Origin of the sequence: Magnetospirillum sp. ME-1, from assembly GCF_002105535.1 — a bacterium.
In the GTDB taxonomy this organism is placed as follows: domain Bacteria; phylum Pseudomonadota; class Alphaproteobacteria; order Rhodospirillales; family Magnetospirillaceae; genus Phaeospirillum.
Genome location: NZ_CP015848.1, coordinates 2,220,954 through 2,243,738, shown reverse-complemented (window position 1 = coordinate 2,243,738; position 22,785 = coordinate 2,220,954). Strand labels below are relative to the sequence as shown.

The 22,785-nt window shown below is 70.1% G+C and carries 39 protein-coding genes; 2 read left to right on the top strand and 37 right to left on the bottom strand.

Features of this window, described 5'->3' with window-relative positions:
- Window positions 1-31 precede the first annotated feature (31 nt).
- The 8 genes from WV31_RS10385 to WV31_RS10355 all read right to left on the bottom strand — a co-directional run bounded on the left by WV31_RS10385 (window position 32) and on the right by WV31_RS10355 (window position 3,437).
- Complete coding sequence (locus WV31_RS10385) at window positions 32-664, bottom strand: hypothetical protein (RefSeq protein WP_085373507.1); 633 nt, start codon at window positions 662-664, stop codon at window positions 32-34.
- Between the two features lie 96 nt (window positions 665-760).
- Entirely contained in the window at window positions 761-910 is a 150-nt protein-coding gene (locus WV31_RS22055; RefSeq protein ID WP_168185904.1) for a hypothetical protein, read from the bottom strand.
- 52 nt (window positions 911-962) lie between these two features.
- The gene (locus tag WV31_RS10380; RefSeq protein WP_085373506.1) at window positions 963-1,559 is read right to left on the bottom strand and encodes a hypothetical protein; all 597 of its coding nucleotides are present in this window, start codon (window positions 1,557-1,559) and stop codon (window positions 963-965) included.
- 35 nt (window positions 1,560-1,594) lie between these two features.
- Window positions 1,595-1,816, bottom strand: a complete 222-nt coding sequence (locus WV31_RS10375) for a hypothetical protein (protein ID WP_085373505.1) — start codon at window positions 1,814-1,816, stop codon at window positions 1,595-1,597.
- 9 nt (window positions 1,817-1,825) lie between these two features.
- Window positions 1,826-2,260 carry a hypothetical protein gene (locus WV31_RS10370; RefSeq protein ID WP_085373504.1) on the bottom strand — a complete coding sequence of 145 codons (435 nt, stop codon included), beginning with the start codon at window positions 2,258-2,260 and terminating at the stop codon, window positions 1,826-1,828.
- A gap of 78 nt (window positions 2,261-2,338) precedes the next feature.
- Window positions 2,339-2,929, bottom strand: a complete 591-nt coding sequence (locus WV31_RS10365; protein ID WP_085373503.1) for a phospholipase D-like domain-containing protein — start codon at window positions 2,927-2,929, stop codon at window positions 2,339-2,341.
- 22 nt (window positions 2,930-2,951) lie between these two features.
- Window positions 2,952-3,224 carry an HU family DNA-binding protein gene (locus tag WV31_RS10360; protein WP_085373502.1) on the bottom strand — a complete coding sequence of 91 codons (273 nt, stop codon included), beginning with the start codon at window positions 3,222-3,224 and terminating at the stop codon, window positions 2,952-2,954.
- A 33-nt stretch (window positions 3,225-3,257) separates the two neighbouring features.
- A complete protein-coding gene (locus tag WV31_RS10355) occupies window positions 3,258-3,437 on the bottom strand; it encodes a hypothetical protein (protein WP_085373501.1) in 180 nt (59 codons plus the stop codon).
- 90 nt (window positions 3,438-3,527) lie between these two features.
- Between WV31_RS10355 and WV31_RS10350 the strand changes: the two genes are divergently transcribed.
- The gene (locus WV31_RS10350; RefSeq protein WP_145980810.1) at window positions 3,528-4,133 is read left to right on the top strand and encodes a hypothetical protein; all 606 of its coding nucleotides are present in this window, start codon (window positions 3,528-3,530) and stop codon (window positions 4,131-4,133) included.
- On the opposite strand, the gene WV31_RS10345 is transcribed toward WV31_RS10350, so the two are convergent.
- The 26 genes from WV31_RS10345 to WV31_RS10230 form a co-directional block, all read right to left on the bottom strand.
- A complete protein-coding gene (locus WV31_RS10345) occupies window positions 4,120-4,545 on the bottom strand; it encodes a glycine zipper 2TM domain-containing protein (protein WP_237051573.1) in 426 nt (141 codons plus the stop codon). The two genes, WV31_RS10350 and WV31_RS10345, sit on opposite strands and share 14 nt — an antisense overlap.
- A 71-nt stretch (window positions 4,546-4,616) precedes the next feature.
- Window positions 4,617-4,946 (bottom strand): hypothetical protein, encoded by a 330-nt coding sequence (locus tag WV31_RS10340; RefSeq protein WP_085373498.1) that lies wholly within the window; start codon window positions 4,944-4,946, stop codon window positions 4,617-4,619.
- A gap of 17 nt (window positions 4,947-4,963) precedes the next feature.
- Window positions 4,964-6,622: a DNA cytosine methyltransferase gene (locus tag WV31_RS10335; RefSeq protein WP_085373497.1), complete on the bottom strand. Its 1,659-nt coding sequence runs from the start codon at window positions 6,620-6,622 to the stop codon at window positions 4,964-4,966.
- A gap of 17 nt (window positions 6,623-6,639) precedes the next feature.
- A complete protein-coding gene (locus tag WV31_RS10330) occupies window positions 6,640-8,883 on the bottom strand; it encodes an AAA family ATPase (protein WP_085373496.1) in 2,244 nt (747 codons plus the stop codon).
- An 81-nt stretch (window positions 8,884-8,964) separates the two neighbouring features.
- Complete coding sequence (locus WV31_RS22050; RefSeq protein WP_085373495.1) at window positions 8,965-10,914, bottom strand: hypothetical protein; 1,950 nt, start codon at window positions 10,912-10,914, stop codon at window positions 8,965-8,967.
- A 65-nt stretch (window positions 10,915-10,979) separates the two neighbouring features.
- Window positions 10,980-11,528 (bottom strand): hypothetical protein, encoded by a 549-nt coding sequence (locus WV31_RS10320; protein WP_085373494.1) that lies wholly within the window; start codon window positions 11,526-11,528, stop codon window positions 10,980-10,982.
- Window positions 11,529-11,618: 90 nt separating this feature from the next.
- The gene (locus WV31_RS10315; RefSeq protein WP_085373493.1) at window positions 11,619-11,984 is read right to left on the bottom strand and encodes a hypothetical protein; all 366 of its coding nucleotides are present in this window, start codon (window positions 11,982-11,984) and stop codon (window positions 11,619-11,621) included.
- An 8-nt stretch (window positions 11,985-11,992) separates the two neighbouring features.
- Window positions 11,993-12,268, bottom strand: coding sequence for a hypothetical protein (locus WV31_RS21565; protein WP_145980808.1), 276 nt, complete (start codon window positions 12,266-12,268; stop codon window positions 11,993-11,995).
- Window positions 12,269-12,304: 36 nt separating this feature from the next.
- A complete protein-coding gene (locus WV31_RS10310) occupies window positions 12,305-12,946 on the bottom strand; it encodes a hypothetical protein (protein ID WP_085373492.1) in 642 nt (213 codons plus the stop codon).
- Window positions 12,947-13,026: 80 nt separating this feature from the next.
- A complete protein-coding gene (locus WV31_RS10305; RefSeq protein ID WP_085373491.1) occupies window positions 13,027-13,248 on the bottom strand; it encodes a hypothetical protein in 222 nt (73 codons plus the stop codon).
- Between the two features lie 13 nt (window positions 13,249-13,261).
- Window positions 13,262-13,726 carry a hypothetical protein gene (locus tag WV31_RS10300; protein WP_085373490.1) on the bottom strand — a complete coding sequence of 155 codons (465 nt, stop codon included), beginning with the start codon at window positions 13,724-13,726 and terminating at the stop codon, window positions 13,262-13,264.
- A 2-nt stretch (window positions 13,727-13,728) separates the two neighbouring features.
- Window positions 13,729-14,316, bottom strand: a complete 588-nt coding sequence (locus WV31_RS10295) for a hypothetical protein (protein WP_085373489.1) — start codon at window positions 14,314-14,316, stop codon at window positions 13,729-13,731.
- Between the two features lie 57 nt (window positions 14,317-14,373).
- The gene (locus WV31_RS10290) at window positions 14,374-14,892 is read right to left on the bottom strand and encodes a hypothetical protein (RefSeq protein ID WP_085373488.1); all 519 of its coding nucleotides are present in this window, start codon (window positions 14,890-14,892) and stop codon (window positions 14,374-14,376) included.
- Between the two features lie 62 nt (window positions 14,893-14,954).
- Window positions 14,955-16,010: a hypothetical protein gene (locus tag WV31_RS10285; protein WP_085373487.1), complete on the bottom strand. Its 1,056-nt coding sequence runs from the start codon at window positions 16,008-16,010 to the stop codon at window positions 14,955-14,957.
- Between the two features lie 9 nt (window positions 16,011-16,019).
- On the bottom strand, window positions 16,020-16,361 hold the full coding sequence (locus tag WV31_RS10280) for a hypothetical protein (RefSeq protein WP_085373486.1): 342 nt from the start codon (window positions 16,359-16,361) through the stop codon (window positions 16,020-16,022).
- 3 nt (window positions 16,362-16,364) lie between these two features.
- Window positions 16,365-17,018 carry a hypothetical protein gene (locus WV31_RS10275; RefSeq protein WP_085373485.1) on the bottom strand — a complete coding sequence of 218 codons (654 nt, stop codon included), beginning with the start codon at window positions 17,016-17,018 and terminating at the stop codon, window positions 16,365-16,367.
- Entirely contained in the window at window positions 17,015-17,263 is a 249-nt protein-coding gene (locus tag WV31_RS10270) for a hypothetical protein (RefSeq protein ID WP_085373484.1), read from the bottom strand. Before WV31_RS10270 ends, WV31_RS10275 begins: the two co-directional genes overlap by 4 nt.
- Before the next feature lie 67 nt (window positions 17,264-17,330).
- On the bottom strand, window positions 17,331-17,708 hold the full coding sequence (locus WV31_RS10265) for a hypothetical protein (protein WP_085373483.1): 378 nt from the start codon (window positions 17,706-17,708) through the stop codon (window positions 17,331-17,333).
- A gap of 20 nt (window positions 17,709-17,728) precedes the next feature.
- Window positions 17,729-18,268, bottom strand: a complete 540-nt coding sequence (locus tag WV31_RS10260; protein ID WP_085373482.1) for a hypothetical protein — start codon at window positions 18,266-18,268, stop codon at window positions 17,729-17,731.
- 1 nt (window position 18,269) lies between these two features.
- Window positions 18,270-18,452 carry a hypothetical protein gene (locus tag WV31_RS10255; RefSeq protein ID WP_085373481.1) on the bottom strand — a complete coding sequence of 61 codons (183 nt, stop codon included), beginning with the start codon at window positions 18,450-18,452 and terminating at the stop codon, window positions 18,270-18,272.
- The gene (locus WV31_RS10250; RefSeq protein WP_085373480.1) at window positions 18,452-19,150 is read right to left on the bottom strand and encodes a hypothetical protein; all 699 of its coding nucleotides are present in this window, start codon (window positions 19,148-19,150) and stop codon (window positions 18,452-18,454) included. Before WV31_RS10250 ends, WV31_RS10255 begins: the two co-directional genes overlap by 1 nt.
- Window positions 19,151-19,157: 7 nt before the next feature.
- Window positions 19,158-19,283: a hypothetical protein gene (locus WV31_RS22665; RefSeq protein ID WP_257788792.1), complete on the bottom strand. Its 126-nt coding sequence runs from the start codon at window positions 19,281-19,283 to the stop codon at window positions 19,158-19,160.
- 11 nt (window positions 19,284-19,294) lie between these two features.
- Window positions 19,295-20,362 carry a phosphoadenosine phosphosulfate reductase domain-containing protein gene (locus WV31_RS10245; RefSeq protein WP_085373479.1) on the bottom strand — a complete coding sequence of 356 codons (1,068 nt, stop codon included), beginning with the start codon at window positions 20,360-20,362 and terminating at the stop codon, window positions 19,295-19,297.
- Window positions 20,363-20,391: 29 nt separating this feature from the next.
- Complete coding sequence (locus WV31_RS10240) at window positions 20,392-20,673, bottom strand: hypothetical protein (RefSeq protein WP_085373478.1); 282 nt, start codon at window positions 20,671-20,673, stop codon at window positions 20,392-20,394.
- Entirely contained in the window at window positions 20,670-20,891 is a 222-nt protein-coding gene (locus WV31_RS10235; RefSeq protein WP_085373477.1) for a hypothetical protein, read from the bottom strand. The genes WV31_RS10240 and WV31_RS10235 overlap by 4 nt, the downstream gene beginning before the upstream one ends.
- 13 nt (window positions 20,892-20,904) lie before the next feature.
- Window positions 20,905-21,201: a hypothetical protein gene (locus WV31_RS10230; protein ID WP_085373476.1), complete on the bottom strand. Its 297-nt coding sequence runs from the start codon at window positions 21,199-21,201 to the stop codon at window positions 20,905-20,907.
- 149 nt (window positions 21,202-21,350) lie between these two features.
- On the opposite strand from WV31_RS10230, the gene WV31_RS10225 reads away from it, so the two are divergent.
- The gene (locus WV31_RS10225; protein ID WP_085373475.1) at window positions 21,351-21,530 is read left to right on the top strand and encodes a hypothetical protein; all 180 of its coding nucleotides are present in this window, start codon (window positions 21,351-21,353) and stop codon (window positions 21,528-21,530) included.
- A gap of 322 nt (window positions 21,531-21,852) precedes the next feature.
- Here the strand turns inward: WV31_RS10225 and WV31_RS10220 are convergent, their stop codons facing one another.
- Genes WV31_RS10220 through WV31_RS10210 form a run of 3 tightly spaced genes read right to left on the bottom strand, consistent with a single transcriptional unit; the run spans window position 21,853 to window position 22,780 of the window.
- A complete protein-coding gene (locus WV31_RS10220; protein ID WP_085373474.1) occupies window positions 21,853-22,230 on the bottom strand; it encodes a DUF3846 domain-containing protein in 378 nt (125 codons plus the stop codon).
- 10 nt (window positions 22,231-22,240) lie between these two features.
- Window positions 22,241-22,489: a hypothetical protein gene (locus tag WV31_RS10215; protein WP_085373473.1), complete on the bottom strand. Its 249-nt coding sequence runs from the start codon at window positions 22,487-22,489 to the stop codon at window positions 22,241-22,243.
- 6 nt (window positions 22,490-22,495) lie between these two features.
- Window positions 22,496-22,780, bottom strand: coding sequence for a hypothetical protein (locus WV31_RS10210; protein ID WP_085373472.1), 285 nt, complete (start codon window positions 22,778-22,780; stop codon window positions 22,496-22,498).
- Window positions 22,781-22,785: the final 5 nt, after the last annotated feature.

Below are 22,785 nucleotides of genomic sequence, written 5' to 3'. Positions count from 1 at the left end.
CGGCGTGCGCCTGCCGGCGCCGCCGTCGCGCCTACATGGCGCGCTCGGCCTTCTCGGCGGCCTTCAATTCACGGCGCAGGCCGGTGGTGGCCTTCGAGAGGCCGCTGGCGAGCCAGGAGAGCCTCGGGTCGGATTGGTTCTCCCGCGTCCGCTGGACGAGGATGTCGATGGTCCGGCGCAGCCTGATGGCCTGGAGGGATACGATCTTCCGGTCGGGCGCGAATGCGCGGTGGGATGGCACTCCCTTCGCCATCATCGGTCCGAGGAAGGCCGCATTGAGCGCGGCCTCGACGGCGAGCCTCCGCGCGGAGGTATGGGGCCAGACGGCTTCCGAGGCGTAGCGGTCGGCCCTCAGTCCGATCTCGATCAGGAGGGCCCGGTCGAGGTGGCGTCGTCCGAGGACGATGTGGGGATGCTCGTCGAAGGGAAGCACCCGCGGGGCCGGCGTCCTTCTGGTGCCGAGAATCTCGTCCAGATGCGGCTGGATGGCTTCGGGGTCCCGGGCGTAGATGTCGCCCTTGAGGGCGGCCAGCAGCGCCATGGAGCGCAAGGAGACGAGCGGGATGGAGCCTTCGGCGTCGAGGTCTCCGCGGGCCCATCCCAGGTCCAGGTTCTCGCCTCCCTGGGCGATGGCGATGAATGTCTCCGTACGTTCGATGTGCATGGAATCCTCTCGCTCAGCCGCGGCGGCAGCGGCACGCTGCGCATGCCTCTGGATCGCGAGATGGGCGGGATCATGGATTTGTCGAGTGCACGTCCGTCAATCGAACGTCCCGCCGCGCCGTCCCTTCCGGGAATAGGCCTTGCGGTTGCGGACGATCTTGGGGCGGGCATCGACGCCGGCGGCGGCGCCGGGCATGGAGCGCAGCGCGCGGGCGGCGAGGTTGCGTGGCTTCGCGTTCTTCTTCATGTCGTCCTCCTCGGGGCGGGTTCCTTCGAACCTCCCGCCCCGAGGATGGGCGCTACCGGTTGGGCTTGGGCAGGGCCGCGAGGGCCTCGGCGATCCTGATGGCGGCCCAGCCCGGGATGCTTTCGAGCTGCATGGTGACGTTGCCGCCCTTGAAGGCGCTGATCCGCACGCTGCCGAACATGCCGGCGACGTTCGTCCGGAGACGGGCATCCCGGCCGTCGGCGAGGGGTCCGTCGTACAGCTCGGCCCCCAGGATCTCGGCGAGACGGCGGGCGACGTCCTCGGCATCGCCGCGCTCGGCGAGGCGTTCGTCCCGGCGGGCGCAGCAGCGGCGCCACAGGGGTTCCCATTTCTCGACGACGCGGCGGTGGGCCTCTGCGGCGACGCGGACGGGCTTGCCCTCCATGCGGCGCAGATCGAAGGTCGCCCGGGGCTCGTCCTCCTCCACGCCGAAGTCCTTCGGGTGGTGGTAGTGTCCGCTGATCGCCGGCATGGCCGGAGCGAGCTCGACGCGCCAGCCCTTCGAGAACAGGCGCAGCTCCATGCCGTCGTCCCGCAGGAGGATGGCTAGATGCTCGTAGCGGTGCTCGACCGTCCAGGAACCGGGAAGGTTGGCGGCGAGATCGTCGGCGGCGGACTGGAAGGACATGCCGTTCCCCTTTCCGGCTGGAGATGGGGCCGTTCCTACGTCCGGTCGAATTCGAGGACCACGGCGCAGGATCGATCGGCGAGGTGCGCCAGTTCCTCCATCCGCTGGGCGCGGGAGAGCAGCTCGGCGACGACGCGGTTGCCCGCCGCGCCGAGCCCTTCCGTGGGGCAGAGGGCGGCGGCCAGCCGGGTGTCCTCCTGCGCCGCGCGGCGCAGGGCGGAGGCGATGTGGCGGAGGTCCTGCTCGATGAGTCGCATGGCGGGCTCCTAGTCGTTGTCGGCGATGACGTCGGCCAGCGGCCGCCACTCGAACCGGCGGGCCTGGACGTGCCAGATCCCGTCGGCGCGCAGCAGGTAATGGACCTGCACGCCCTGGACCATGCCGTAGGCCTTGGCGGAATGGATGGTGCGGGCGGCGGCGTCGTTCTCCTCCCGATCCCGGCCGTAGGCCAGGCACCAGCCCTTGACCTTCTCGCGCTCTTCCTCGGGCAGCGCCCAGCGGTCGAAGGGATGCTTCTCGCCGATCGAGGCCCCGAGGGCCGACAGGTCGCCCAGTGCGATCAGCTCATCGACCTTGGCGGGATCCACCCAATGGGCGAGCAGCGTCGTGCCGACGCCGGACAGGTAGCCATCGTAATGGCAATAGATGTAGGAAACGGTCCCGTCCGCGTTCTCGCGGCCGATCAGGCTCCGGGTGGACATGGCGGGTCTCCGCTGGAAGGTTCGTCCCTTCCTTCGCGGAGGGGGCGTCGCCTCAGGGCGGCCCCTCCGCGCCTTTCCCTATCTGCGCTTGGAGGCAGGCGCGTAGGGTTCCGAGTGGCTGCGGTGCTCTTCCCAGTCGGCGGCGAAGGTGCGGGCGGTGTCCCGGCCTTCGAGGACGACGAGGTTCTCCCCGTTCCGCTCGGCGCCGTTGCGGGTCCAGTTCATGGAGCCGGTGATCGTGCGGTGCCGGTCGAGGATGATGACCTTGTCGTGGAGGATCGGGTGCTTCCGGTCGATCCGCACCTCGATGCCGGCCCTGGACAGCCGATCGGCGATGGCCGCGCCGTGGCGGCCGCAGGCCTTGCCGCCGTCCTCGTCGTCGTTTCCTTCGGCGCAGACGTTCGAGCGGTCCATCACGAGGCGTACGTCGGCGCCCCGCTTCCTTGCGCGGATGAGGGCGTCGGCGATGGGCTCGTCGGTGAAGGAGTAGGCCAGCATGCGGATGGCTTCTTCCGCGCCGTCGATTTCCCGGACGGCGAGGCTGCGGCAGTCTTCCCGCCCGTCCCTGGGCGGCGAGAAGCAGATGCCCGCCACCGTGTCGGCCGAAAGGGCCGGGGTAGCGGAAAGCAGGAGGAGGACCGCGGCGATTGCGGCGGCGAAGCGGCGCATGGCGGTCCTCCTGGGAAGGATGCTACTGGATGGCGTCCTTCAGGCCCTTGCCGGCCGAGAACTTCGGCTGCTTGGAGGCGGCGATCTTGATGGTCGCGCCGGTGCGGGGGTTGCGGCCTTCCTTGGCGGCGCGCTGGGCGACCGAGAAGGTGCCGAAGCCCACGAGGCGGACATCGCCGCCGGCCTTCAGTTCGGACGTGATGGCGTCCAGCACGGCATCGACGGATTTGGCGGCGTCGGTCTTGGTCTGGCCGGTCGCGGCGGCGACGGCTGCGACGAGATCGGTCTTGTTCATGGGCTTTCCTTCCCTGCTGTTGATGGTCAATGCTTACGGCTGCGGATTCCCGAGGTCAAGCTTCCGGGCATCCGGGAGCCATCGCCGCGGCCCCAGATTCTGCATGAACGAGAGGAGGTCGGCATGCAGGCTGTGGCGCTTTCCCGGAAATCGGCGATCCTCTTCGAGCGCGTCGTGGATGGGCGTTCCCGTCTGCGGGCGCCGGATGTCCATGCCGTCCTCATGTCTCTGGACATCCTCTCCGCCATCGAGCGGCGCCTCGCGGCGGAATGCTGGCTTTCCGGCCGGAGCCGGGACGTCATCGTGCGTGGCGGAGGCTCCTTCGAGGTGCCGGAATGGCGGCGCCGGTGCCTCCTCACCTCCGATTCCGTGGAGATGGAGGAGATCGCCCTGCGGGTCCTGGCCCGCCGGGTCGGCGGCGGCTCCATCGGGCAGTCGGCGTCGGACAGCCCCGTCGTCATCGGGCTTCCGTCCGACAGGTCGTTCGAGGCCCCGCAGGAGGCCGGCGGGCTGCGCCTGTCCATCGAAGGCGGCCCCAGCGGCACGGTCGTGCTGTCTCTTCCCCGGCGTTCGCTGATCATCGCCGGTTCCGTCTCCAAGTCGGAGGAGCTGATCCCGCTGGTGCTGAGCGGCCTCGTCGAGGAGCTGGCGGCTGCGCCGCTTCCCCGCCTCGTCGTCTCGGCCACGGGGCCGGGCGCGGCTGCGGCGTGCTCCATGGTGCGCGGCTGGTCTCCGGGGATGCCGAAGGTTCCTGCCGGGTTCGTCGTCGAGGTCCGGCGCAGCGACGAGGATGGACGGCTCGATGCCGACGCGTCCTCGGCGCTGGCGGATGCGATCGCCTCGGCCCGGCCGATGGGCAAGAGGCCCTACGCCATCGAGGCGGCCCGGAAGGCGGCTACTGCTGCATGATCCGCCATTGGCCGTCGGTGCCCTGGCAGGCGCGCCCGTAGGCGTCCTGGACCCGGCCGCCGATGGTGACCTGCGTCTGGTATTCCCGGCAAGTGGTCGGCGGCTGGCCGTAGGCGGTCTGGACGGGCATCGCGGGTCCGGCGACGGTGTAGCCGTAGGTGCCGGGCTGCTGCCCCTGCCAGCCCACGCGGGCGCCGGGAGGCGCGGCGACGATGGCCTGCTGCTGGGCCTGGGCGGCGTACATCTGGTCGGTGCGGTCGAGGCCCTTGCCGAGCTCGGAGCCGAGGAAGGCGCCGATGAGCGCTCCGGCGGCGGTGGCGGCGAGGTTGCCGGAGCCGCGGCCGATCTGCGAGCCGGCCCAGCCGCCGGCGGCTCCGCCGAGCAGGCCGCCGGCCATCTGCTTGTTGCCCATGTCGGCGCAGCCGGCGAGCAGGAGGACGGAGAGGAGGATGGGGAGGATGGTCTTGCGCATGTCGTGTCCCTTCAGCCCTGGAACAGGGCGTCCATGTCGAATTCGGCGGCGGGGTCCGGCGGACGGAAGGCGGTGGGGTCGGCGGACCAGCGGGCGACGATCTCCTTGGCGCTCCTGAAGTCCGGAACCCAGAGCTCGCCGCCCGCATCGTCGGAGAGGGCGGCGTGCTCCTCGAGGATCCAGACGGACCATCCGCCTCCCTGCTTGATGCCCTTCCGCTGGAAGGTCGGCTCCTTGGCCAGCGTGCCGACCTCGCGGCCGTTCCCGTCGAGGACGACGTAGCTGATCCTGGGATCGGCCATCGCCTTGTCGCCGGGCTGCTTGCGTCGGATGGTGTGCATGGGATTCCTCCTTGGAATCAGGCCGCGATGGCCGAGCGGGCGAGGTCGGGGGCGTTGGCGCGGACCAGGGCGGCGGCCACGTCGGGGCAGACCGAGTTGCCGCACATCCGCACCTGCGAGGCCTTCGACAGGCGCTTGCCCTCGAACAGCACGTCGATGAGGTAGTCCGGCGGAAAGCCCTGGGCGTTGTAGAGTTCGCGCGGCGTGAGCATCCTCATGCCGATGTCGGCCACGGCCCATTCCTGCCCGTCGATGGCCACGACGGCCTCGTGGTGCTGTCCGGGCTTCGCCGTGCGCTCCAGCAGGGCCTGGACGGCGGCGTGGTGGTTCCCCTGGGCGAGGATGGTCCCCAGCGGCTGGCGCGGGTCTCCGCCATTGCCGGCGTTGGTGCCGTGCATCTGCGACAGCCAGGCGGCGGCCAGCATCTGCGTGCAGCCCTTGCCGAGGATGGTGCTGACCGGCTCGTGCATGGAATGGCCGACGACACCGGTGTTGTGCTGCGCCATCCACGGCAGGACGACGCCATCGGTGAGGTGCGTCTCGATGGTCGGCGCCGGCCCGTCGAGGCTGCTGCCCACGCTGCGGCCGTGGAAGCGGGTGAGGTGCGGCATGGAGACGGCGATGCCAGGCGAGGCCGTGAGGGTGCCGACGGGGGACCGGGGGCCGAAGCCGCGGAACGGCGTGTAGTCCGGCGCCGTGTGGTTCGGATTGACGCAGTAGGGCGAGACCAGCGCCAGTTCGCCCCGCTTGGCGGTGGTGATGGTCCGCAGCGGTTCGAGGCTGTCGTGGCAGCGATCGTCGCCCCTGTGCGTCAGCGGGACGATGAAGGGGCGCGGGCTGTCCAGGACGTAGCGGCGCAGCCCCTGGGCGATGCGGCGCAGGGTGGCCTCCTGGAGCGGACGGCGCACGCCCAGCGCCTTCGCTTCCTCGGGCGAGAGGAAGATCGACGGGCAGGGGATGGAGAAGTCGATGATGTCGGCGGCGGTGCGCCAGGGCAGCAGCAGGCCGGCGAGGACGTCGGCGCTGTCCGGGGCGCCGTGGGTCGGGTCCGGCCAGACGATCGGCTCGCCGTCGTTCCGGGCGACGAGGAACAGTCGGTTCCGGATGGTGGGTGCTCCGTAGTCGCAGCCCCGCATCTCGCGCCATTCGACCTTGTAGCCCAGGCGGCGCAGTTCGCCGACCCATCGGCGGAATTCCGAGCCGAGCTTGTTCTTGTCCGGAAGCCCGGAGGAGTTGAGCGGTCCCCATGAGAGGTACTCGATGACGTTCTCGAGGAAGATGACCCTGGGGCGTACGCTGGGAGGAAGCCGCGCGTAGGCGACGACGATCCAGGCGAGATCGCGGATGCTGCGCTCCAAGGGTTTGCCGCCCTTGGCTCGGCTGAAATGCGTGCATGAAGGGCTGTGCCAGGCAAGCCCGATTGGCCCGAGCCTGGCGACGTCGGCCGGGTCGACCTGCCACACCGACTGGCAGAAATGCTTCGTCGTCGGATGGTTCGCCGCGTGCAGGGCGACGGCCTCGGCCGAATGGTTGATGGCCACGTCGGGGTGGCGTCCCAGCGCTTGGAAGATGCCCGTCGAGGCTCCCCCGCCGCCGGCGAAGGAATCGAGGATGATTTCCCGGCCGTCGCGGCGCCCGATGATGGGCAGCGCCTCGGGTGCGAAGAGGTGCGTCATGGTGATCTCCTGGGGGATCAGAGGTCGAAGAGCCGCTTCTGCTCTTCGACGCCCATCACGAAGTTCATGCACTCGGTGAGCCACCGGACGGCGTCCATGGGGGTGTGCTCCCGCGGGTCGGCGAGGTGGGACAGCCCGACGCCGCCGTAGTACCCCCAGTCGAACAGCGTATCCTTGGCCGACTCGCCGATGGGCGTTCCCCGCTCGCACAGGAATTCGATGCGCTGGCGCGGAGGCACGGGCAGCCGGTTGGCCCGGAGGAGCGGGACGAGCTCCTGCTCGTAGGCGCGGTTGTCGAACAGCAGGATGGCCGCGTCGGTCGAACGGAACAGCTGATCGAGGAGCAGGGCCTTGGATTCGTTCGGAACGACCGTGATCCGATCGTCGTCCGGCACGGCGAACCAGCAGTCGTTGTCGCCATCGGTCTCCGCCAGGAAGGCGGCGAAGGCGTGCCCCGGCTCCAGCGGATTGCCGGATTCGGCCTTCTGAAGCGAGGCGATGTCCCTCGGCGTGGCCACGATGATCCGGGTGGAGGCCGATTTGACCACGGCGCCGTAGGTCGTGAGCGCGAGCGGCGTGGCGATGGAGAGGATGCGCGCCTGGTTGGCGTCCTCCAGCGCCGCTTCCGCGTGCAGTCGGGTCCAGCGGGCGGCGGCCTTGGGATCCGCCTCAGGCGGGACGATGGGCTGCACGGAGACGGCGATGGCTTCGCCGTCATGATCCACCCGCAGTTCCGCGGAGCCGAGGGGCTTCTCGATGAGCAGGCGGGCGGCGGGGCGGCGGATGCGCCCGTCGATGAGGCGTTCCAGCGGCCGGGCCCCGGAATCGGCGCTGTACCCTTCCTTCGCGAGGCGGGCCTTGGCGGCGTCGGTGACGGACAGGCGGCTGCCGGTCATGCGGAGCTGGGCTTCGAGGCCGAGCAGGCCCTTGTCCACGAAGGCCGGCATGCGCGCCGGGTCCAGGCGGCCGAAGACCAGGATGCGGTCGATGCGGTTGCGCAGCTCCGGCGGGATGCCGCGCTCCACGGCGGCGCGGATCTCCTCGGTCTCGTCGTTGGCGCTGGCCGTCGCGCCGAAGCCCAGGGCGTTCTTCTTCGCCACGGTGCGGGCGCCGAGGTTGGTGGTCATCACGATGGTGGCCCCGGTGCAGTCCACCGTGTTGCCGCGCCCGTCGGTGAGCCGCCCGGCGTCGAGCATCTGGAGCAGGAGGTTCATCACCTCCGGCGCGCCCTTCTCGATCTCGTCGAAGAGGATCAGGTGGTTCGGGTTCTTGAGCAGGGCGTTGGTGAGCAGGCCGCCGCGATACGAGTCGCGGTAGCCCATGACGGAGCCGATCAGGCCCGAGATGGCGTGCCGGTCGTAGTATTCCGACATGTCGAGGCGGAGCATCGGCAGATCCATGGCCATGGCGAGCTGGCGGGCCAGCTCCGTCTTGCCGACGCCGGTGGGGCCGGCGAACAGGAAACCGCCTACGGGCCGCCCGGCCCGCTGGAGCCCGGCCCGGGCCATGATCATCTGCTCGGCGACGGCGGACACGGCTTCGTCCTGCCCGAACACCACGCGCCGCAGCTCGTCCTCGAGCCGCAGGAGGCGGCGGCGTTCCTCGTCGGTGCGGGCGGTTCCGATGCGCGAAGGCGCGGAATCCCGCATGATCTCGGCGATGTCGTCGGGCTCGTCGTCGGTGTTGCCCTTCTTCCGCTCGGCCATGCGCTTCTCGGCCCGGGCCTTCTCGGCCTCGGCGGTCTCGATGAGGGCATCGGCGCGGTAGAGGCGATCGAGGCGGTGCCACGGCTCGGGATCCTGATGGTCCCGATCCTGGTTGAGCCGCATCTCGGTCGAGAGGACGGCGTTGGCCCGATCGAAGAGCAGGCCCATGGCCCAGTTGGGATGGGCCCGCAGGAAGTCGCCTTCCTCGTCGTTGGGGAGGAAGTGGGTCGATAGGTGGCTGGCCTCTTCTTCCCAGCGGGCGATGAACTCCACGCGGGAATGGGCGATGGGCTCGTGCCCGGCGGCGCGGAGCCACCGGTTGAGCCCTTCGTCCAGGCTGGCCTCGTCGAGCATGAGCAGGCGGCGGCCGATCAGGACGCGGATGTCTTCCAGCGCGCGGCTGGCCACGATGTCGGCCAGCTTGGGGCGCACCAGGGCGCCCGCGCCCGGGATGATCCGCGTACGGCAGATGGCGTAGGCGCCATCCGCGTCGCCGAGGTCATGCGGGGTGAGCAGGACGGTGAGGTACCGTTCCTGCGGTTTCTCGTTCGCCATTCGGGGATTCTCCGATGCGTCGCCGCGGGGTCCGTTCGCAAGGCACGGACCCGCGGCGGCATTCCCCCGGGTCTCCGGGGCTCAAGCTGCGTCGAAGAGATCCGCCTGGGCGGTCCGCTTCGCGCGCTTCGGCTCGGCCGGAACCTGCTGGGCCGTCATGGCGCGGATCAGCGCGGCGTGCCCGGCATCGGAAAGGGACTTGTCCATGGGCAGCGCCGAGTACGGCAGCGCCGGGTCCAGGCCGCATTCTATGAGCCGGAGGTTCCTTTCGGCCACGGCCCCGATTTCGCCGAGACGGCCCTTCGGCACGCCTATGGCTCCGAACCGGAGATAGGCGTGGACAGCCGCCATGGGCCGGTAGCCGCGGTCGTGGTAGAGGTCGATCCAGGAATCGGCCTCGTAGTCGAGGATGAAGGCGGCCGCCTCCTCGAAGACCTCGATGGTCTCGGTTTCCTCCGGATCGACTGTGACCGTCCCGTCGGCGACCGCCGGGAGATCGACGCCGGGCCGGTCCATCAGGGACCACATCAGGTCGTCGAACAGCGGAGGCGTATGGTAGGGCGTCTCCGGAACCCCGATCCATCGCGCAGCAGGGAACGGCGGACGCGGCGTCTCGGGGATGGCGGGGATTTCCCAGCGGCGGCCGCGCAGCACCTCGCGGCGGATCCACAGCGCCCGGAACGGCTTGTGGATGCCGTAGCGGGCCCAGAGCCAATCGATCGCGATCAGCTGATCCTCGGCCACGAGCCGGAACTGCGGGCGGACCATCCGGGCAAGGTAGGCCGTATCGGCCTTCCTATCGGCCTCCAAAGCGGCGAGGTGGGCGTCCGGCCACGGGACCATCTCGCCCATCGCCCGTCTGTCGGCGGCATCCGCGAGCCGAGCGGCCCGTTCCGCCTCTTCGGCGTCGATGGTGAGCATGATGCCGAGCAGTTCCTCGACCATCGCGGCCGAATAGCCGTCCGGCTGGATGCGGACATGGTTGGTGATGGGATGGAAGGTGCGGCCCACCCACCGGCGGCGGGAGAGATCGAACCGGGTGCGCAGCAGGAATTCCCGCAGGCGGTGCAGAGGCCGCATGAAGGCGTTTTCCGGCTTCCCGAGCAGGACTTCCATGGAGCGGTCCCGGCCCACGGCCGTGCAGAGGCTGCAGCCGAACCGGGCGCCGCAGGCCGCGCTCTTCTGATCGCTGCCGGCGACGATGACGCATTCGCCGGTGGCGTCGCGGTAGAGGTCCCGGGTGGCGTCGAAGGAGCGGACGAAGGACGGCAGCGGCAGATCCTCGCCCGCCAGCGCCAGCACCTCCCACACGTCCTCGAGGGTGAAGTCGGCGATGAGCGGCAGCACCAGGGTGCCGTCCTCGTTCTCGCGGACTTCGGTGGTGTCGCCGCGGGCGGCCATGCGCCGATCCCGCTCGGCCGATTCCCCGTAGCGGGTGCCGACCACGACGACGGGGCGGCCTTCGGCCATGCGTTCCCGCAACTGGGCGAGTCGCATGAAGTCGGGCGGGGCCGCGTCGAGGCGGGCGTCGAGCTCGGCGAGGATCTCGGGCACAAGGCGACGCAGGGACCGCACGGCGGGGGTGCGCTTCAGGTCGATGCTGCATTTCCGGCTCTTGCTGTCCGGGAAGGTCGGCAATCCGCAGCCGCTGAGCACCTTCACCGTCCAGGAGGAGACGAGGCTGGGCCGGGCGACGCGCACCCGGATGTCGAGGCCGCGTCTTCTGGCATGGGCTTCGAGCGCCTGCACCATCCCTTGCCAGTAGGCATGGACGACGGGATTCTCGATCCCGGTGTCGGCGGTGGTGACGGCCAGCGGCGGCCCGGCGCGGCCGGGCGTCTGCGCGTCCTCGTAGGCGATCAGGCTGAGGATCAGCGCCGCGGTGCTGTCCTTGCCGCCGGACCAGGCGACGGAGACGACATTGTCCTGCTCGACGAGGCGGCGGATCGTGGTCCAGGCCCGCTCGAGCTTGGCGATCAGCTCGTCGTCCATGCCGGCGTCGCGCAGGCGTGCGGGGTCGAAGAGCGCCATGACGGCCTCCGGCGATGTCGATGGTTTGTCGGTGCGCTGCTGGCGGCCCGCTGGATCCTCGGGGCTCAGTCCCGCCCGATCAGCATCGGCTTCCCGATGTGGGAGTTCAGGAAGGTGCGGACGTCTTCGGGGCGGGCCATGTCCTCGGGGTGCTCGGTCCGTGGGTCGGCGATCGCCGATGCGACGGCGCCGACGATGTTCCGGATGGCACGGCTGTCGATGAGGACGACTTCGCCGAGCGCCCAGAGCGGCGTTCCCTCGGGGAATTGGAGGCTCTCGCCGAGGCGGAGATCGGGAGCGAGCCAATGGAGGTGCATGTCGGGATCGACATCCGCGCTCTCGGGGCCGAACCGTTCGGTCATCGCGGCGGCGCAGGCGTCGTTGGCCTCCACCGCGGCGCGCGCCGCTTCGATGCGAAGGCGCATGGGCTCGTCGAGCGCCAGCAGCTCCTTGTGCCTGGCTCCATCCCGTTCGAAGGGCTCGTCGCCGCTGAGATGATCCCAGACGTTCTGGGTCTCGAAGAAGCCGGAATCCGGGGTGCCGCTCACCGCGAGGATCAGGTGGTCGATGGTGAGCGGGGCCTCGATGACGTAGAGGCGGATGGTCGTGGCCATGTCGGCGATCTCCCTTCGAATTCCCTGCGTCCCGCTTCGGAGCGCGCATGGCCGGCTCCGGAGCGGAGCGTTCTTCTCCTCGTGCCGGGATCAGCGGGGGTGCGGGCACTCGCGGGGCGTCGCGTCCTCGAAGCCCAGGGCGAGCAGCAGCTCGCAGAAGCGCTCGGGCGAGAGGCCGGGTTCCCCGGCGACGGCGTCGATGACGTCCCGGAAGCCGCTCAGCACGGCGAAGCCGTCGGAGAAGCATTCGAGCAGCGCGGCGACGGAGGTGCCGAGATCGACCCATCGCATGGCCATTTCGCCGTCGGTGCCGCCGTCGGGATGGTACATGCCGAAATTCACTTCCTCGACGGTGTCGGGCGAGCGGGGATTGGCGGAGGCGTACCACGCCTGGGAGAAGCGGACGAAGGCGCGGCGGGTGGCGCTTGCGTCGTCCTGGCGGAAGGGAACGGCCATGGGGCCTCCTAGGCTTCGGTGATCGGCGCGTCGGAAACGGCGACGGTGTTCCAGAACACGGGCTGGCCGTGCACGCGGATCACGGCGGCGCGTCCGGCCTCGGCGTCGTGCTCGTTCGCCCAGATGGCTTCGGCGAAGGCTTCCAGGGCGTCCTCGCGGGTCGCCGCCTGGAAGATGCGCAACTGGTCCTCGTCGTCGCCGGGGATGCGGCCGGTGACCGCCCACCAGCGCAAGGGCGGCTGGGCGGCATCGGCATGAGGATCGGCGGGCTCGTGGTCGGGCATGTCGGTCTCCTTGTCCGGAGAAGAGGGGCTCAGCGGCTAGTCCTTCCGCTGGAGGGCTGCCCGGACGGCTTCGGGCAGATGGGCGGGATCGTCGAAATCGCCGATGTATTCGGCCTTGTCCGAGAGGCTGCCGTTTTCGTGGCTCTCGGCTCCGGACAGCAGCGCCCCGTCAGCGGTCCGGACCTCGATGGTGAAGTCGTCGAGGCAGGCGATGCCCACCTTGCCATGGAAGGCATCGAGGGTGGCGTCCGCCTTCTGCGTGTCGTCCAGGCCGGGATCGACGCGGACGGCGTAGAAGCCGGGGACGAAATGGTCGTCGGCGTCGGAGGGCTCTCCGGAGACGATGATGTAGACGGTGTCCATGTCGGGGTGCTCCGGGAATGGGTGCGGGCTTCGGGGGCGGCGAATGACGCCCGGCGCGCCGGATTCCGCCCATCGGCGGAGCTTCTCGCCGATGCCGAGGCCGTCCCGCCGCTGTTCCGGCGTCAGGGCCTCCCAGTCGGCGCGGACCTTCTCGGCGTCTTCGAGCCGCTGCCAGTACGCCTGGGTGAGGAAGAGCCCGACGGGATCGTCGCCCCAGCCGCCCTGCGCCAGGATGGCGTGCATCCGGGCCAGCGGATCTTCCCCGTCCTCTTCCGGGTCGAAGCGGAGGTTGAAGGTGACGGGGATGGTCTTCATCGGCATCCAGCTCTCCTGGTTCGGTCGAGGGAGGATCGCCGAGGCGGACGCCGCCGGCAAGCTCGGCATCGAAGATGTGGCTACTTGAGCACCACGAAGCCGAGGCCCTGGGAGCGTGCGGCGTGCTTGGCGCGCCAGAGGGCGCCGTAGGACACGACGATGCCGGGACCGGCGTCCGGGCGTTCGACTTCCCACTCGCCGCCTCGGGTCCGGTGCAGCTCGCGCAGCGAGCCGTCCGGGAAGCGGATGGCGTAGCGCCGCTTCGGCTTCCTCGCGAGGCGCACGAAGGATGACATGTCCATGGAGACCTCCGTCTCAGGCAGCGGCTTCGAGGCCGAGCAGGCGCAGGCCTTCGGCGACCATCTCGGCGGTAGTGGCCTTCAGGCTCCAGCGGTCGAAGTCCGGCGTCTCGCCGATCGCCGCATGGAGGATGGCGAAAAGGCCGTTCTCGGCGTCGATCTGTCCGGCGCAGCCCCACTCGAGGGAGATGGCCAGCCCAGCGAGGTGCCGGGCCGCCGCATCGAGGATGGACCGCCAGTCGTCCCCGGCGATCACCGTCCCCGCGGTCGCGCCTTCGTCGTCGGTCCGGCAGAGCGCGAAGCGGGGCTGGCTGGGCGCGTCCCGCTGGGCGGGGTCGGCGAAGTCGATCCAGGCCACCAGGGCGCCCGGGAGGCGGAAGCTCGGGCAGGCGTCGTTGCGCCAGGACTGGTCGATCCAGCCGTGGGGGATGACGGGCAGCGTCCCGGGGTCGAAGTCGGGGAACTCGTCGGCGTAGGCCATGGCTATCCCCTCGTGATGAAGCAGACGGCCCCGGCGTGCTCGGCGACGAAGGCGCGGATGGCTTCCTCGGTCGGGATGCCGGCGGCTTCGGGGGAGGGCAGCAGCGGATCGTCGGTCGCGAGAATCCGTTCGCGGGCCGCGGCGGCGAAGCCCACGAGCAGTTCGGCGTCGTCGAAGTCCAGCACGCGCAGCCGATTGGCGATGTCCCAGATCCCGGCGCCGGGCTTCGCGGCGTAGGCCACGGCCTCGCCCATCCGCAGCGTCGGCGCCAGCGCGGCGATCTGCGTGTCGGCGCTGCCTTGCAGGACGCCCAGCGTCCGCCTGTCTCCCTTCGCTTCGCGCACGAGGGCGCGGTGGAGCGGGCCGGTGGCCGAAGCCTCGGCTACGGCCTGGCGGGCGCGGGCGGCGCGGGCTTCCCGGGGAAGATCCCGCTTCTCCCTCTCGGTGAAGGCCGAGGCCCCGCCGCCGTCGAAGAGCAGGCGGTTCTGTTCGACGAAGAAGCCGCTGCTCGGGGTGGTGTCGAGGGCGAGGATGCCGTGGTCGATGGTGAGCGGCGCCACGAGGACGCGCAGCACGAGATTGTAGCTCATTCTTTCCTCCTGGATGCCGGACGGCGGCGCCCCTGCGCCGGTCGGCATCCCCTGCCGCTACGCGGCGTCGAGGATGCGCTCCACGGCCTCGCGGGCGGCGTCGGGGCTGTCGAACCGGCCGAGGCAGCGTCCGCCGCCGGCGATCTCCGCGTCCCAGCCGAGCCCGCTGCTGTTGCTCAGCCGGGCCAGTTCGCGGCCGTCCTTGCGCAGGAGCAGGGCGAAGCCGGAAGGGGCCCATAGGCGGACGCCGGGCGGCGGCGGCAGATGCGCCAGGTGCCGGGCCTCGGAATGGCCGATGCTGCGGACGGTCCCGGCGGCGCCCCTGTCGGCGGTGATGCGGATGTGGTAGGCCAGAACGGCCTCCTGCAGCCAGAACGTCACGCCGACGGGGTCGTAGGCGGCCCGGAGCGGGAAGAGCTCGGTGCCATGGCGCCTGAGCAGCCAGACGTATTCGTCGCCGCTGGCGGTGCGTTCGAGGATTTCCTTGTCGCAGCGGTGCAGGTCCGTCCCGTAGGCTACGAGCCGGTCCGGATGCGCCTCGGCGATGGCGCAGAGCTGTCGATAGACGGTGTGCATCGGTTCATCCTTCTTCGGCGGGGGCGGGCTCCGCTCCTGCGGCCCGCCCCCGCCCTTCCTCGCTACTCGGGCTTGATGTCCTCGGGGGCGAACCCGCCCGGGACGATCCCCATTTCCGAGACGCTGGCCAGCAGCAGGCCGTCGGCGCCGCGGCGGATGGGGCGCAGGCGTTCCGGCGGCACGCCCTCGATGTCGAGGTCGAGGACGACGGCCCGCCCGGCCGGGCCGTGGATGGATTCGACGAGGCCCTTCTGCACGATGACCACGATCGGCTCGGGCACCGCGGGGAAGGCCAGGCCGAAATGCGTGGCCAGGTCGGCGATCGACATCTCGGCCGTGGCCATCGAGCTTTCCTCGTGCTTGGGAACCGCCTCGAACCAGAAATGCGTCGTCGAGACGCAGAGCGTGTCGGCTTCGGTGCGGATCTCGCCATCCTCGTCGGCGAAGGCGAAATCCTCGGGCGCCTTCCAGAAGCAGTGCCGATCGAAGGCCTCGGCCTTCCAGAGCTCCATGCCGGGAAGGAAGGAGGCGATGGCGACGATGCGCTGGGCCATCGCGCGGTCGATCTCGAAGTCGGCGCCGGACGGGCAGACGCCGTATTCCGACGCGTTCGAGCACGGGATGTCCGAGAAGGACAGCGTGCCGCCCCCGGCATCCGAAGCCGGAATGGCGGCGGCGAGCCGCCGGGCCGTCTGGCGCGCCCAGTCGGAGGTGTTCATCCATTCCTGGGCGGTGGCGGTGATGACCACGGCGCCGCCGCCGAACTCGCCGGAGCGCATGCGCGAGCAGGTGTCGGCGTATTCGAGGATGACCGGCTCGGCGATGCCGAAGGTGGCCATGGCGTCCTGGATGGCATCGGCGGTCGCGCCGACGCAGCCGTGGTCCTCGGCCCAGATGATGAGGCCATCGCCCTCGGCTTCGAGGCGGGCGTCGAGGCCTCGGTTGTACATGTCGGCGATCTCGCGGGCCTTCTCGGCCATCGGCTCGGACGTGCCTTCGGGCATCTCCTCCTCGTCGGCGGCGGCTTGGATGGCCTCGGCCAAGGCGATGAGGTGGTCGATGGCGGCCCTCGGCCAGCCGGTGATGCCGAGGGCGAACTGGGTGCGGTTGTCGGCCATGCGGGGCTCCTATCGATTGCGGATGGCGTAGGCGATGGCCTCGGCGGTGCGGGCCCGTCCGTTGTCGGTGCCGCGCCATTCCTCGGCGCGTTCGTCGGCGATCAGGGCGCAGGCCTCTTTCATGGCCGAGGCGGCGGCTTCGGGGCTGGCCAGCGCTTCGGGCAGGCCCAGCGCGGCGGCCGCTTCGAGAGCGGCGACGGCGGCCTTCTGGGCCGCGCAGTACGGGCAATGCTCGGGATGCACGTCGCCGTCGGCGTAGATGTGCGTCGCGCAGAGGTCGGTGCCGAGCCCGGCCCAAGAGCGCAGCGCGGAGCGGAGGCCTTCGACGGCCTCGACGAGTCCCATGGGCATGGCCTATTCCTCCAGGTTGGTGAGGCGGACGACGATGGCGGCTTCGAGGTGCCGGGGAAGCTCCTGCGAGCCGGGCGCGTATTCCGCGTAGGCGGCGTCGCAGATCGCCTTCCACACATCCTCGGGCATGTCGCTCTCCGGCCCTTCGTAGTCGGAATCGACGAGGACGAAGACGTCGGAGTATTCCCCGGGCTCCTCGCCCTTCCTGTGCCAGGTGGCCACCCGGTTATCCGGGTCGTTGAGCCAGGCGAGGAAATCCGGGCGCTCGAAGATCTCCGGGGCGTTGAGGACGAGGCCGGCGGTGCGGGCGGTCTTTCGCATGGGGAACTCCATCGCGGGGGTGTTGGCGACGCGGACGAAGATCTGGCGGGACTGGCCGCCCCGGCCGAGCATCCAAGGGTCGCCGTGGTGGTGGGTCTCGTAGGCGGTCCGGCACATGGCCAGCCACACATCGAGCGGTGCGGTCTGGGCGTCGGAGCCCATCACGCCCGGCTCGACGACGGAGACGAAGCCGGTGCGGTGGTCGGCGGGCTCTCCCGGCCGGTGCCATGCGGCGGGCCGTTGCGGGCCGTCGAGCCATCGGGCGACGTCGGGGCGGCGGAACCACTCCGGCTCCTCGATGTGCAGCGCCTGGCAGCGCGCGACGGCGCGCATCATGGCAGCCCGTCGATCGCGGCCTTGACGATCGCGATGTCGTTGATGGCCAGAGCGAGCATGGCGGAGGCCTCGCGGCGGTCCTCGCCGGCATCGCCCAGCTCGCGCCAGAGGAAGGCGAACAAGGTGTCGCCGGTCGCGTCCTCAGCCACGAGGGCATCGACACTTTCCGGATCTGCGGGATCGATCGGCAGCAGGTCGATGTTCGGATAGGCCTTGAGCAGGGCGAGCTGATTGGCGTTGGCCATCGGGTTTCCTCCATGCGGCGGCGGGGCGCCTTCCGTGAAGGGCGCCCGTCCGCCGGGCTCTTCCTTGTCAGGCGAGCATTCCTGCCAGCCGGTCCAGCTCGCCCGCGAGGATCCCGAGCTTCCTCTCCCAGGCCGCGGAATCGCCGTAGGCGGCCCAGCAGGCCGGTGTGTAGTTGTCCGGGCCCCAGGAGAAGGCCGGGGCGCCGGCATCGCTCTCGACGCGGACGATGAGGTTCCCGGCGACGCCGGGCGGGTCCTCGCTGTCGATGAGGCGGATCTGGATGCCCATGGTCGTTCCGTCGCCGCGGGCGAGCAGGACGGACCATCCGGCCTCGTCGCCCTCGTCCTCGACGACGCGGGCGCCAAGCGGGGCGGCGACGCGTTCGGCCAGGGCGCGCAGAGCGTCCCGGTGCTGCGCGTAGCGCAGATCGTAGGCGGTCGTCATGACGGCTTCCTCCGTTCGGGCTATTCCTCTTCGTCGTGCGCGTCGGCGCAGGCGGGCGAGCAGAATTCGCCGTTGATGGCCTTCTGCTGCCGGACCTCGATGCCGCAATGGCGGCAGCTGGTCGTCTCGTTCTCCCGCTTGTCGGCGCATTCGGCGCACAGGCCGTCCTCGCCGTCGCCGGCCTCGGGGAGGATCACACCGCACTCCGAGCAATGCTCGATGCCCGCGTCGTCATCGGAGACCCAGACCCACGCATGGACGTAGGCGCCTGCGTCGCCGCCATGGGAGACGACGGTCGTGTCGTCGATCTCCAGCTCGCCGCCCTTGGCCAGATTGCTCTGGGCGTAGGCGATGTAGGGGGAATCCTCTTCCGAGGCGTGGCGTTCGGCGATCAGCTGGTAGGCTTCGCCGAACGTACCAGTGAGCACCTTGAGGGCCTTCTCGACCAGCAGCCAGTCGATCTCCTCGGCGCCGGCCAGGAGCTGCTCGATGCCGGGGCCGTCGGCGCGCTGGAGGGCGGCCAGCCTGGCGACGGCGTCGATGGTGATCTGCTCGGACATGTCAGGGCTCCGTATGCTTGGTGACGCTGCGGATGCGGAACAGGGCCGCGCCGCCGGTCTTTTCGGGGACGGGGTAGAATTCCCCGTGGATGCAGTCCTTGGCGGCCGCAACGGCCTCTTCCGCCGTGACGGGCTTGTCGAAGGTCAGGTTCAGCACGACCTTCCGGGTCTTCATCCGGGGCATCAGGCGATCCTCCATCCGTGGAGCAGCTCGTCCACCAGGGAGGGATTCCCGAGCAGCTCCTCCTCGCCGAATCCATCGGGCCGGCGCGTCCGCACCTCCTGCCAGACGCGCTCGGCCACGGCATCGAGGCCCAGGTCGATGGAGTCCCACCGGACGCTGGCATCGATCCAGCGGGCGATCCGGCAATCGAGCAGGCTGGCGGCGTAGGGCGTCGCGCAGTAGTCGTTGGGGAGCGGCGACCGCAGGTTGAAGACGCCGCCGATCGCGGCGACGCGCGACAGCGTTTCCTCGTAGCCGGTGATCGGCGGGAGCGGCGCTCCGGCGGAAACCCGGGCGGGATCCTCGGCGGCGGCCAGCGCCTTCCGCGCCTTGTCGTCGATGGCGGAGATCCGCTCGTGCAGGGCAAGGTAGGCCTTGGACTTCCGGCTTTCCGGGTGCCGCAGGGCATGGCGACGCAGGATGGCGAAGCCTTCCGATTCGTCGATGCCGCACAGCAGGTCGGTCATCTCGGCCAGGGCCTCGCGCAGCAGGGGCGCGGCGGCGCCCATCAGGCTGTCCATCCCAGCCAGGGCATTCTCCAAGGCGGTTATGGCCGAAGCCGAGGTGACGGTGAGATCCTCGCTGCATCCGGTCGTGTCAGCGTCTTCGACCACGAGACGGGCTGCGGTCATCAGGGCGGAGTAGGCTTGGTCGGGCATGGTGGCCTCACGGGCTTGCGTTGAGTTCCTTGGCGCGCTCGCGCATGCGCCGCTTCGTGCCGAACAGGACGAAGCAGCGGCTGCGCGTGTCGAAGAGCGCCCATTCGCGCCTGTAGCGTTCGACGGTCCACATGGCGGTTCTCCTCAGCAGGGGCCGCTCTCGGGTGAGCCGTAGGCGCCGACGGGAAGCCGCCATTCTTCGCCGGGGGCGAGGAAGACGGACCGGTTCCATTCGGGGTCGCGGGCCTCGGCCAGCACGGCGGGGTCCAGGGGGAAGGGACGGGCCGCGTCGGCCCGCTGGATGATGGTCCGGCGATCGCGGGCGATGGTGGCGTCGAAGGAGGCCTCGTGGGCGGCGACCGCCGCGAACTGCTCGGGCAGGGCGGCCCGCAGGGAGGACCAATGGACATCGGCGCCGAAGATGCAGGCGGCGCAGGAGGCGCGGGACCAGCCCAGCCGGTAGCACGGATGGGGCACCATCCGCCACCGGGCGAGGATCGCCCAGACATCCTCTTCCGTCCAGGAATGCACCGGGCGCCAGTGGTCTATCAGCCGGCGGCGGCGGGTTCCTCGGCGGGTGTCGGCCTTGTGCGGCTCGAAGAGCCGGTACTTCGCTCTTCCGGCGCTCTCCTGCGCCCTTTCCCCGGTGATGAACAGGAGGCGGCGGCCGAGGAAGCGATCCTGATTGGTGAGCGCCGCAATCCCCAGCATACACTTCATGTAGCTGCTACACCATCTAGTTGTAAGATCGCCGGAGACCTGGGGGAAGCGCAGCCGGGTGCCGAGGCTTTTCGAATTCCCGCCGGCGGTGCGGATCCCGCCGTCCTCGCCCTCGAACAGCACCTTGGCGGTCGGCGCGTCCTTGCGCAGCATCTCGCGCTCGAAGCCTCCTTCTCGCCAGGAGAAGCGGACCGGGATGCCGAGGGCCCGGCCGACGGCGGCGCAGTAGCCGCGCGTGCAGGGCCAGTCCATCAGCGTGGAGCCTTCGCGGCCGTCCACGTCATGGTGCCAGAGCTCCATCTTCGTCCGGTCGGCCCCGCTTTCCAGCAGGTGCAGCAGGCAGGCGGCGGAATCCTTCCCGCCGCTCCATGCGATGATGATGTGGTCGTAGGACGCCAGATCGTCCGGCTCGTCGATCTCCCGGCCCGGCGGCGGGCCGAAGTCGAGGGCGAGCTGGCGGGGACGCGCATGGAGGCCATCGGCGATGAGCATGGGATCCTCCCGGGGATGCGGCAGGCCGCTCAGGCGGCGGCGCGCAGCAGGTGGTGATCGGCGATGCGCAGGCGCTTGCCGTCGGAGAGGCGCCGGACCTGGGCGAGATGCCCGCCTCCGGCGACGAAGGCGCTCCGCCAGCGGCCGTCGACGCGCCGCGAGGCGGTGATTTCTCGGGGAAGCCACGCCTCGACGATGACGCGTCCCTGGGCCAGCGCGACGATCGAGCCGATCGGGATCGTGCCGATCTCGACGGCGCGGCCGCGCAGGACGGCCCGGCGGAAGCGCTGGGGGCGGTACTGATGGATCACGGCTCTTCGCCTTCTTCCAGCAGCTCGACGCTCTCTTCGAGCCCGCCGCCGAGGTAGATGTCGCCGGGGCCTCGGTAGTTCCCGTCATCGACGGCCCATTCGGCCGTCTCATGCTGGGCCTTGGCCTTCTCGTAGGCTGCGGCCTTGGAGCGGGCGCTGACCACGACGGAGGCCGATTCGGTGACGTCGCGGGTCATCAGGACGCGGTAGCGCGGCATGCTCTTCTCCTGTTCAGGCGCGATTGCGCGCGTTCTGGGCGCGCATCGAGGACGTGACGATCCGGATGGCGTCGTCGTCGGACAGGCCGAGGTGCCGGTTGATGGCCCCAGCGGCGCGGTTCATTTCTTCCCAATCCCCCGTCGCCAGGTGCTCGGGGATCGGCCAGTAGCCGGGTTCGCCCTCAAGGGCGACGCCGAGGCCGAACCCGTCCTCGCCGACCACGGCGGTGAAAGCGATGCGCTTGCCCTGGAACAGCTCGCGCACGGCATCGAGGCTGCGCGGCGGCAGGATGGTGGTGTCGTCGGTCATGGTTCCTCCTTCGTGCAAGGCATGGATGGCAGGTCCTTCCAGCGGAGCGGCCGCCCGTCCCGGGTGGCGGTCGCTCGGCCCTTTCGCCCTGGCTTCTTTGCTTTCCTTCGGCCCCACCTTCTCGGCGTTCCAGAGGAGAGGAGGATGGGATGGCCAAGGACTTCATCGACACGATCGTGGATGCCATCGAGGAGGATCGGCGCAGGCCGGACGGGGCGAGTCCGGACAGGATCTTCGCCGCCGTCGCGGCCATCCATCCCGAGCCGTCGCACGCCATGGAAGGGATGCTGCGACGGGCGATTCCGGGCCTGCTGCGCGATTGGCGATAGGAATACGGAAGGGGCGGCTGGGTTTCCCCTGCCGCCCCTGTCCTTTAGTGCTCGGGCGCTGGGAGCCCTTCGTCTTTTCCGGGATTGCGCCACAGAACCACGGCCCTCGTGGGAGGTAGCCGCCCGAACGGCGATTGCGCCCATTCTCCGACCTGCTAGATGCTCTTTGCCCCGCGCCGGGGACAGGTCGGTGAGCGATCCTGGACTTCGTTCCCCATGACGATTGCGGGGACTAAGGAGTGTTCGGCCCAAGCCGTTGGTTAAGCGGCCTTGCGCGGGGCTTGAAAGGAATGTGGGGCCGGAGGACCGGTTCCGGTTCGCCTCAGCGCATCAGGAAGCGCAGGCGCAAGGGATCCTCGTCGTCGCCGGGGAGCGGGGGATTCATGCCGTGCCAGGTGATGCGGCGGGCGAGATCGGCTACGGGGGTGTTGGTGCCCTGGGTGTTGCCGTCCTCGTCGTAGCGCACCACCACGCCGCAGCCGGCGAACGGCTGGTGGCCGCCCTCGACGGAGAAGAAGCTCTGTTCCTCGACGAACAGGCCTTCGTCGTTGACGTAGATCTCGTCGCCGGATGCCTCGTCGATGTGGGCCCGGCAGATCAGGCCTTCGACGATCTTCTGCATCCCGGCGAGGGTGTTCGCGGGATCGATCTCGCCTTCGCGGACCTCTTCCTTGACGGGATCGATGATCAGGACGCGCATGGATGGTCTCCTACGAGCAGAGGCGCCAGACCGCCTGCTGGGCGCGATGCACCAGCAGGCCGTAGTCCAGGCAGGAAGGGATCAGGCGGGCGGGGATGCCGGAGGCTTCGCACCGGGTCCGGATCATCTCCCGGATGGCGTCGTCGGCCGTGCCGCAATGCTCCCGCCGGACGAGGAAGGCGATGTCGCGGCGGGGAAGCCTGGGCGACCAGGAGCGTCCGTATTCGCGGACGCGCGCCGGTCGCTTGGGAGTGCCCATGGCCGCCTACCAGGGGGAGTGCGGCTGCGGGACGAGGACGCCCGGGGCCGGGATGTAGTAGGGCTGCGGGCAGTTCCAGCCGGGCGTGCAGGGCACATAGATGACCGGAGGCGGGGGCACGACATAGATTGGCGACGGCGGGGTCGGATAGACGTAGATCACCGGTGGCGGCGGCGGGCCGAGGTAGATGGGCGGCAGCACCAGGGTGAAGCCGTCGCGGCGGTGCGCCTCGGCGGGACGGGCCGCGATGAGGGCGGCGACGATGGCGAGGCAGGCGGCGAGGAAGCGCATGGCGG

Excerpts from the sequence above, each read along its gene's own strand:
- WV31_RS10385 (WP_085373507.1), bottom strand. The coding sequence starts at position 664 with ATGCACATCGAACGTACGGAGACATTCATCGCCATCGCCCAGGGAGGC.
- WV31_RS22055 (WP_168185904.1), bottom strand. The coding sequence starts at position 910 with ATGAAGAAGAACGCGAAGCCACGCAACCTCGCCGCCCGCGCGCTGCGC.
- WV31_RS10380 (WP_085373506.1), bottom strand. The coding sequence starts at position 1,559 with ATGTCCTTCCAGTCCGCCGCCGACGATCTCGCCGCCAACCTTCCCGGT.
- WV31_RS10375 (WP_085373505.1), bottom strand. The coding sequence starts at position 1,816 with ATGCGACTCATCGAGCAGGACCTCCGCCACATCGCCTCCGCCCTGCGC.
- WV31_RS10370 (WP_085373504.1), bottom strand. The coding sequence starts at position 2,260 with ATGTCCACCCGGAGCCTGATCGGCCGCGAGAACGCGGACGGGACCGTT.
- WV31_RS10365 (WP_085373503.1), bottom strand. The coding sequence starts at position 2,929 with ATGCGCCGCTTCGCCGCCGCAATCGCCGCGGTCCTCCTCCTGCTTTCC.
- WV31_RS10360 (WP_085373502.1), bottom strand. The coding sequence starts at position 3,224 with ATGAACAAGACCGATCTCGTCGCAGCCGTCGCCGCCGCGACCGGCCAG.
- WV31_RS10355 (WP_085373501.1), bottom strand. The coding sequence starts at position 3,437 with ATGGACATCCGGCGCCCGCAGACGGGAACGCCCATCCACGACGCGCTC.
- WV31_RS10345 (WP_237051573.1), bottom strand. The coding sequence starts at position 4,545 with ATGGGCAACAAGCAGATGGCCGGCGGCCTGCTCGGCGGAGCCGCCGGC.
- WV31_RS10340 (WP_085373498.1), bottom strand. The coding sequence starts at position 4,946 with ATGCACACCATCCGACGCAAGCAGCCCGGCGACAAGGCGATGGCCGAT.
- WV31_RS10335 (WP_085373497.1), bottom strand. The coding sequence starts at position 6,622 with ATGACGCACCTCTTCGCACCCGAGGCGCTGCCCATCATCGGGCGCCGC.
- WV31_RS10330 (WP_085373496.1), bottom strand. The coding sequence starts at position 8,883 with ATGGCGAACGAGAAACCGCAGGAACGGTACCTCACCGTCCTGCTCACC.
- WV31_RS22050 (WP_085373495.1), bottom strand. The coding sequence starts at position 10,914 with ATGGCGCTCTTCGACCCCGCACGCCTGCGCGACGCCGGCATGGACGAC.
- WV31_RS10320 (WP_085373494.1), bottom strand. The coding sequence starts at position 11,528 with ATGGCCACGACCATCCGCCTCTACGTCATCGAGGCCCCGCTCACCATC.
- WV31_RS10315 (WP_085373493.1), bottom strand. The coding sequence starts at position 11,984 with ATGGCCGTTCCCTTCCGCCAGGACGACGCAAGCGCCACCCGCCGCGCC.
- WV31_RS21565 (WP_145980808.1), bottom strand. The coding sequence starts at position 12,268 with ATGCCCGACCACGAGCCCGCCGATCCTCATGCCGATGCCGCCCAGCCG.
- WV31_RS10310 (WP_085373492.1), bottom strand. The coding sequence starts at position 12,946 with ATGAAGACCATCCCCGTCACCTTCAACCTCCGCTTCGACCCGGAAGAG.
- WV31_RS10305 (WP_085373491.1), bottom strand. The coding sequence starts at position 13,248 with ATGGACATGTCATCCTTCGTGCGCCTCGCGAGGAAGCCGAAGCGGCGC.
- WV31_RS10300 (WP_085373490.1), bottom strand. The coding sequence starts at position 13,726 with ATGGCCTACGCCGACGAGTTCCCCGACTTCGACCCCGGGACGCTGCCC.
- WV31_RS10295 (WP_085373489.1), bottom strand. The coding sequence starts at position 14,316 with ATGAGCTACAATCTCGTGCTGCGCGTCCTCGTGGCGCCGCTCACCATC.
- WV31_RS10290 (WP_085373488.1), bottom strand. The coding sequence starts at position 14,892 with ATGCACACCGTCTATCGACAGCTCTGCGCCATCGCCGAGGCGCATCCG.
- WV31_RS10285 (WP_085373487.1), bottom strand. The coding sequence starts at position 16,010 with ATGGCCGACAACCGCACCCAGTTCGCCCTCGGCATCACCGGCTGGCCG.
- WV31_RS10280 (WP_085373486.1), bottom strand. The coding sequence starts at position 16,361 with ATGCCCATGGGACTCGTCGAGGCCGTCGAAGGCCTCCGCTCCGCGCTG.
- WV31_RS10275 (WP_085373485.1), bottom strand. The coding sequence starts at position 17,018 with ATGATGCGCGCCGTCGCGCGCTGCCAGGCGCTGCACATCGAGGAGCCG.
- WV31_RS10270 (WP_085373484.1), bottom strand. The coding sequence starts at position 17,263 with ATGGCCAACGCCAATCAGCTCGCCCTGCTCAAGGCCTATCCGAACATC.
- WV31_RS10265 (WP_085373483.1), bottom strand. The coding sequence starts at position 17,708 with ATGACGACCGCCTACGATCTGCGCTACGCGCAGCACCGGGACGCTCTG.
- WV31_RS10260 (WP_085373482.1), bottom strand. The coding sequence starts at position 18,268 with ATGTCCGAGCAGATCACCATCGACGCCGTCGCCAGGCTGGCCGCCCTC.
- WV31_RS10255 (WP_085373481.1), bottom strand. The coding sequence starts at position 18,452 with ATGCCCCGGATGAAGACCCGGAAGGTCGTGCTGAACCTGACCTTCGAC.
- WV31_RS10250 (WP_085373480.1), bottom strand. The coding sequence starts at position 19,150 with ATGCCCGACCAAGCCTACTCCGCCCTGATGACCGCAGCCCGTCTCGTG.
- WV31_RS22665 (WP_257788792.1), bottom strand. The coding sequence starts at position 19,283 with ATGTGGACCGTCGAACGCTACAGGCGCGAATGGGCGCTCTTCGACACG.
- WV31_RS10245 (WP_085373479.1), bottom strand. The coding sequence starts at position 20,362 with ATGCTCATCGCCGATGGCCTCCATGCGCGTCCCCGCCAGCTCGCCCTC.
- WV31_RS10235 (WP_085373477.1), bottom strand. The coding sequence starts at position 20,891 with ATGCCGCGCTACCGCGTCCTGATGACCCGCGACGTCACCGAATCGGCC.
- WV31_RS10230 (WP_085373476.1), bottom strand. The coding sequence starts at position 21,201 with ATGACCGACGACACCACCATCCTGCCGCCGCGCAGCCTCGATGCCGTG.
- WV31_RS10225 (WP_085373475.1), top strand. The coding sequence starts at position 21,351 with ATGGCCAAGGACTTCATCGACACGATCGTGGATGCCATCGAGGAGGAT.
- WV31_RS10220 (WP_085373474.1), bottom strand. The coding sequence starts at position 22,230 with ATGCGCGTCCTGATCATCGATCCCGTCAAGGAAGAGGTCCGCGAAGGC.
- WV31_RS10215 (WP_085373473.1), bottom strand. The coding sequence starts at position 22,489 with ATGGGCACTCCCAAGCGACCGGCGCGCGTCCGCGAATACGGACGCTCC.
- WV31_RS10210 (WP_085373472.1), bottom strand. The coding sequence starts at position 22,780 with ATGCGCTTCCTCGCCGCCTGCCTCGCCATCGTCGCCGCCCTCATCGCG.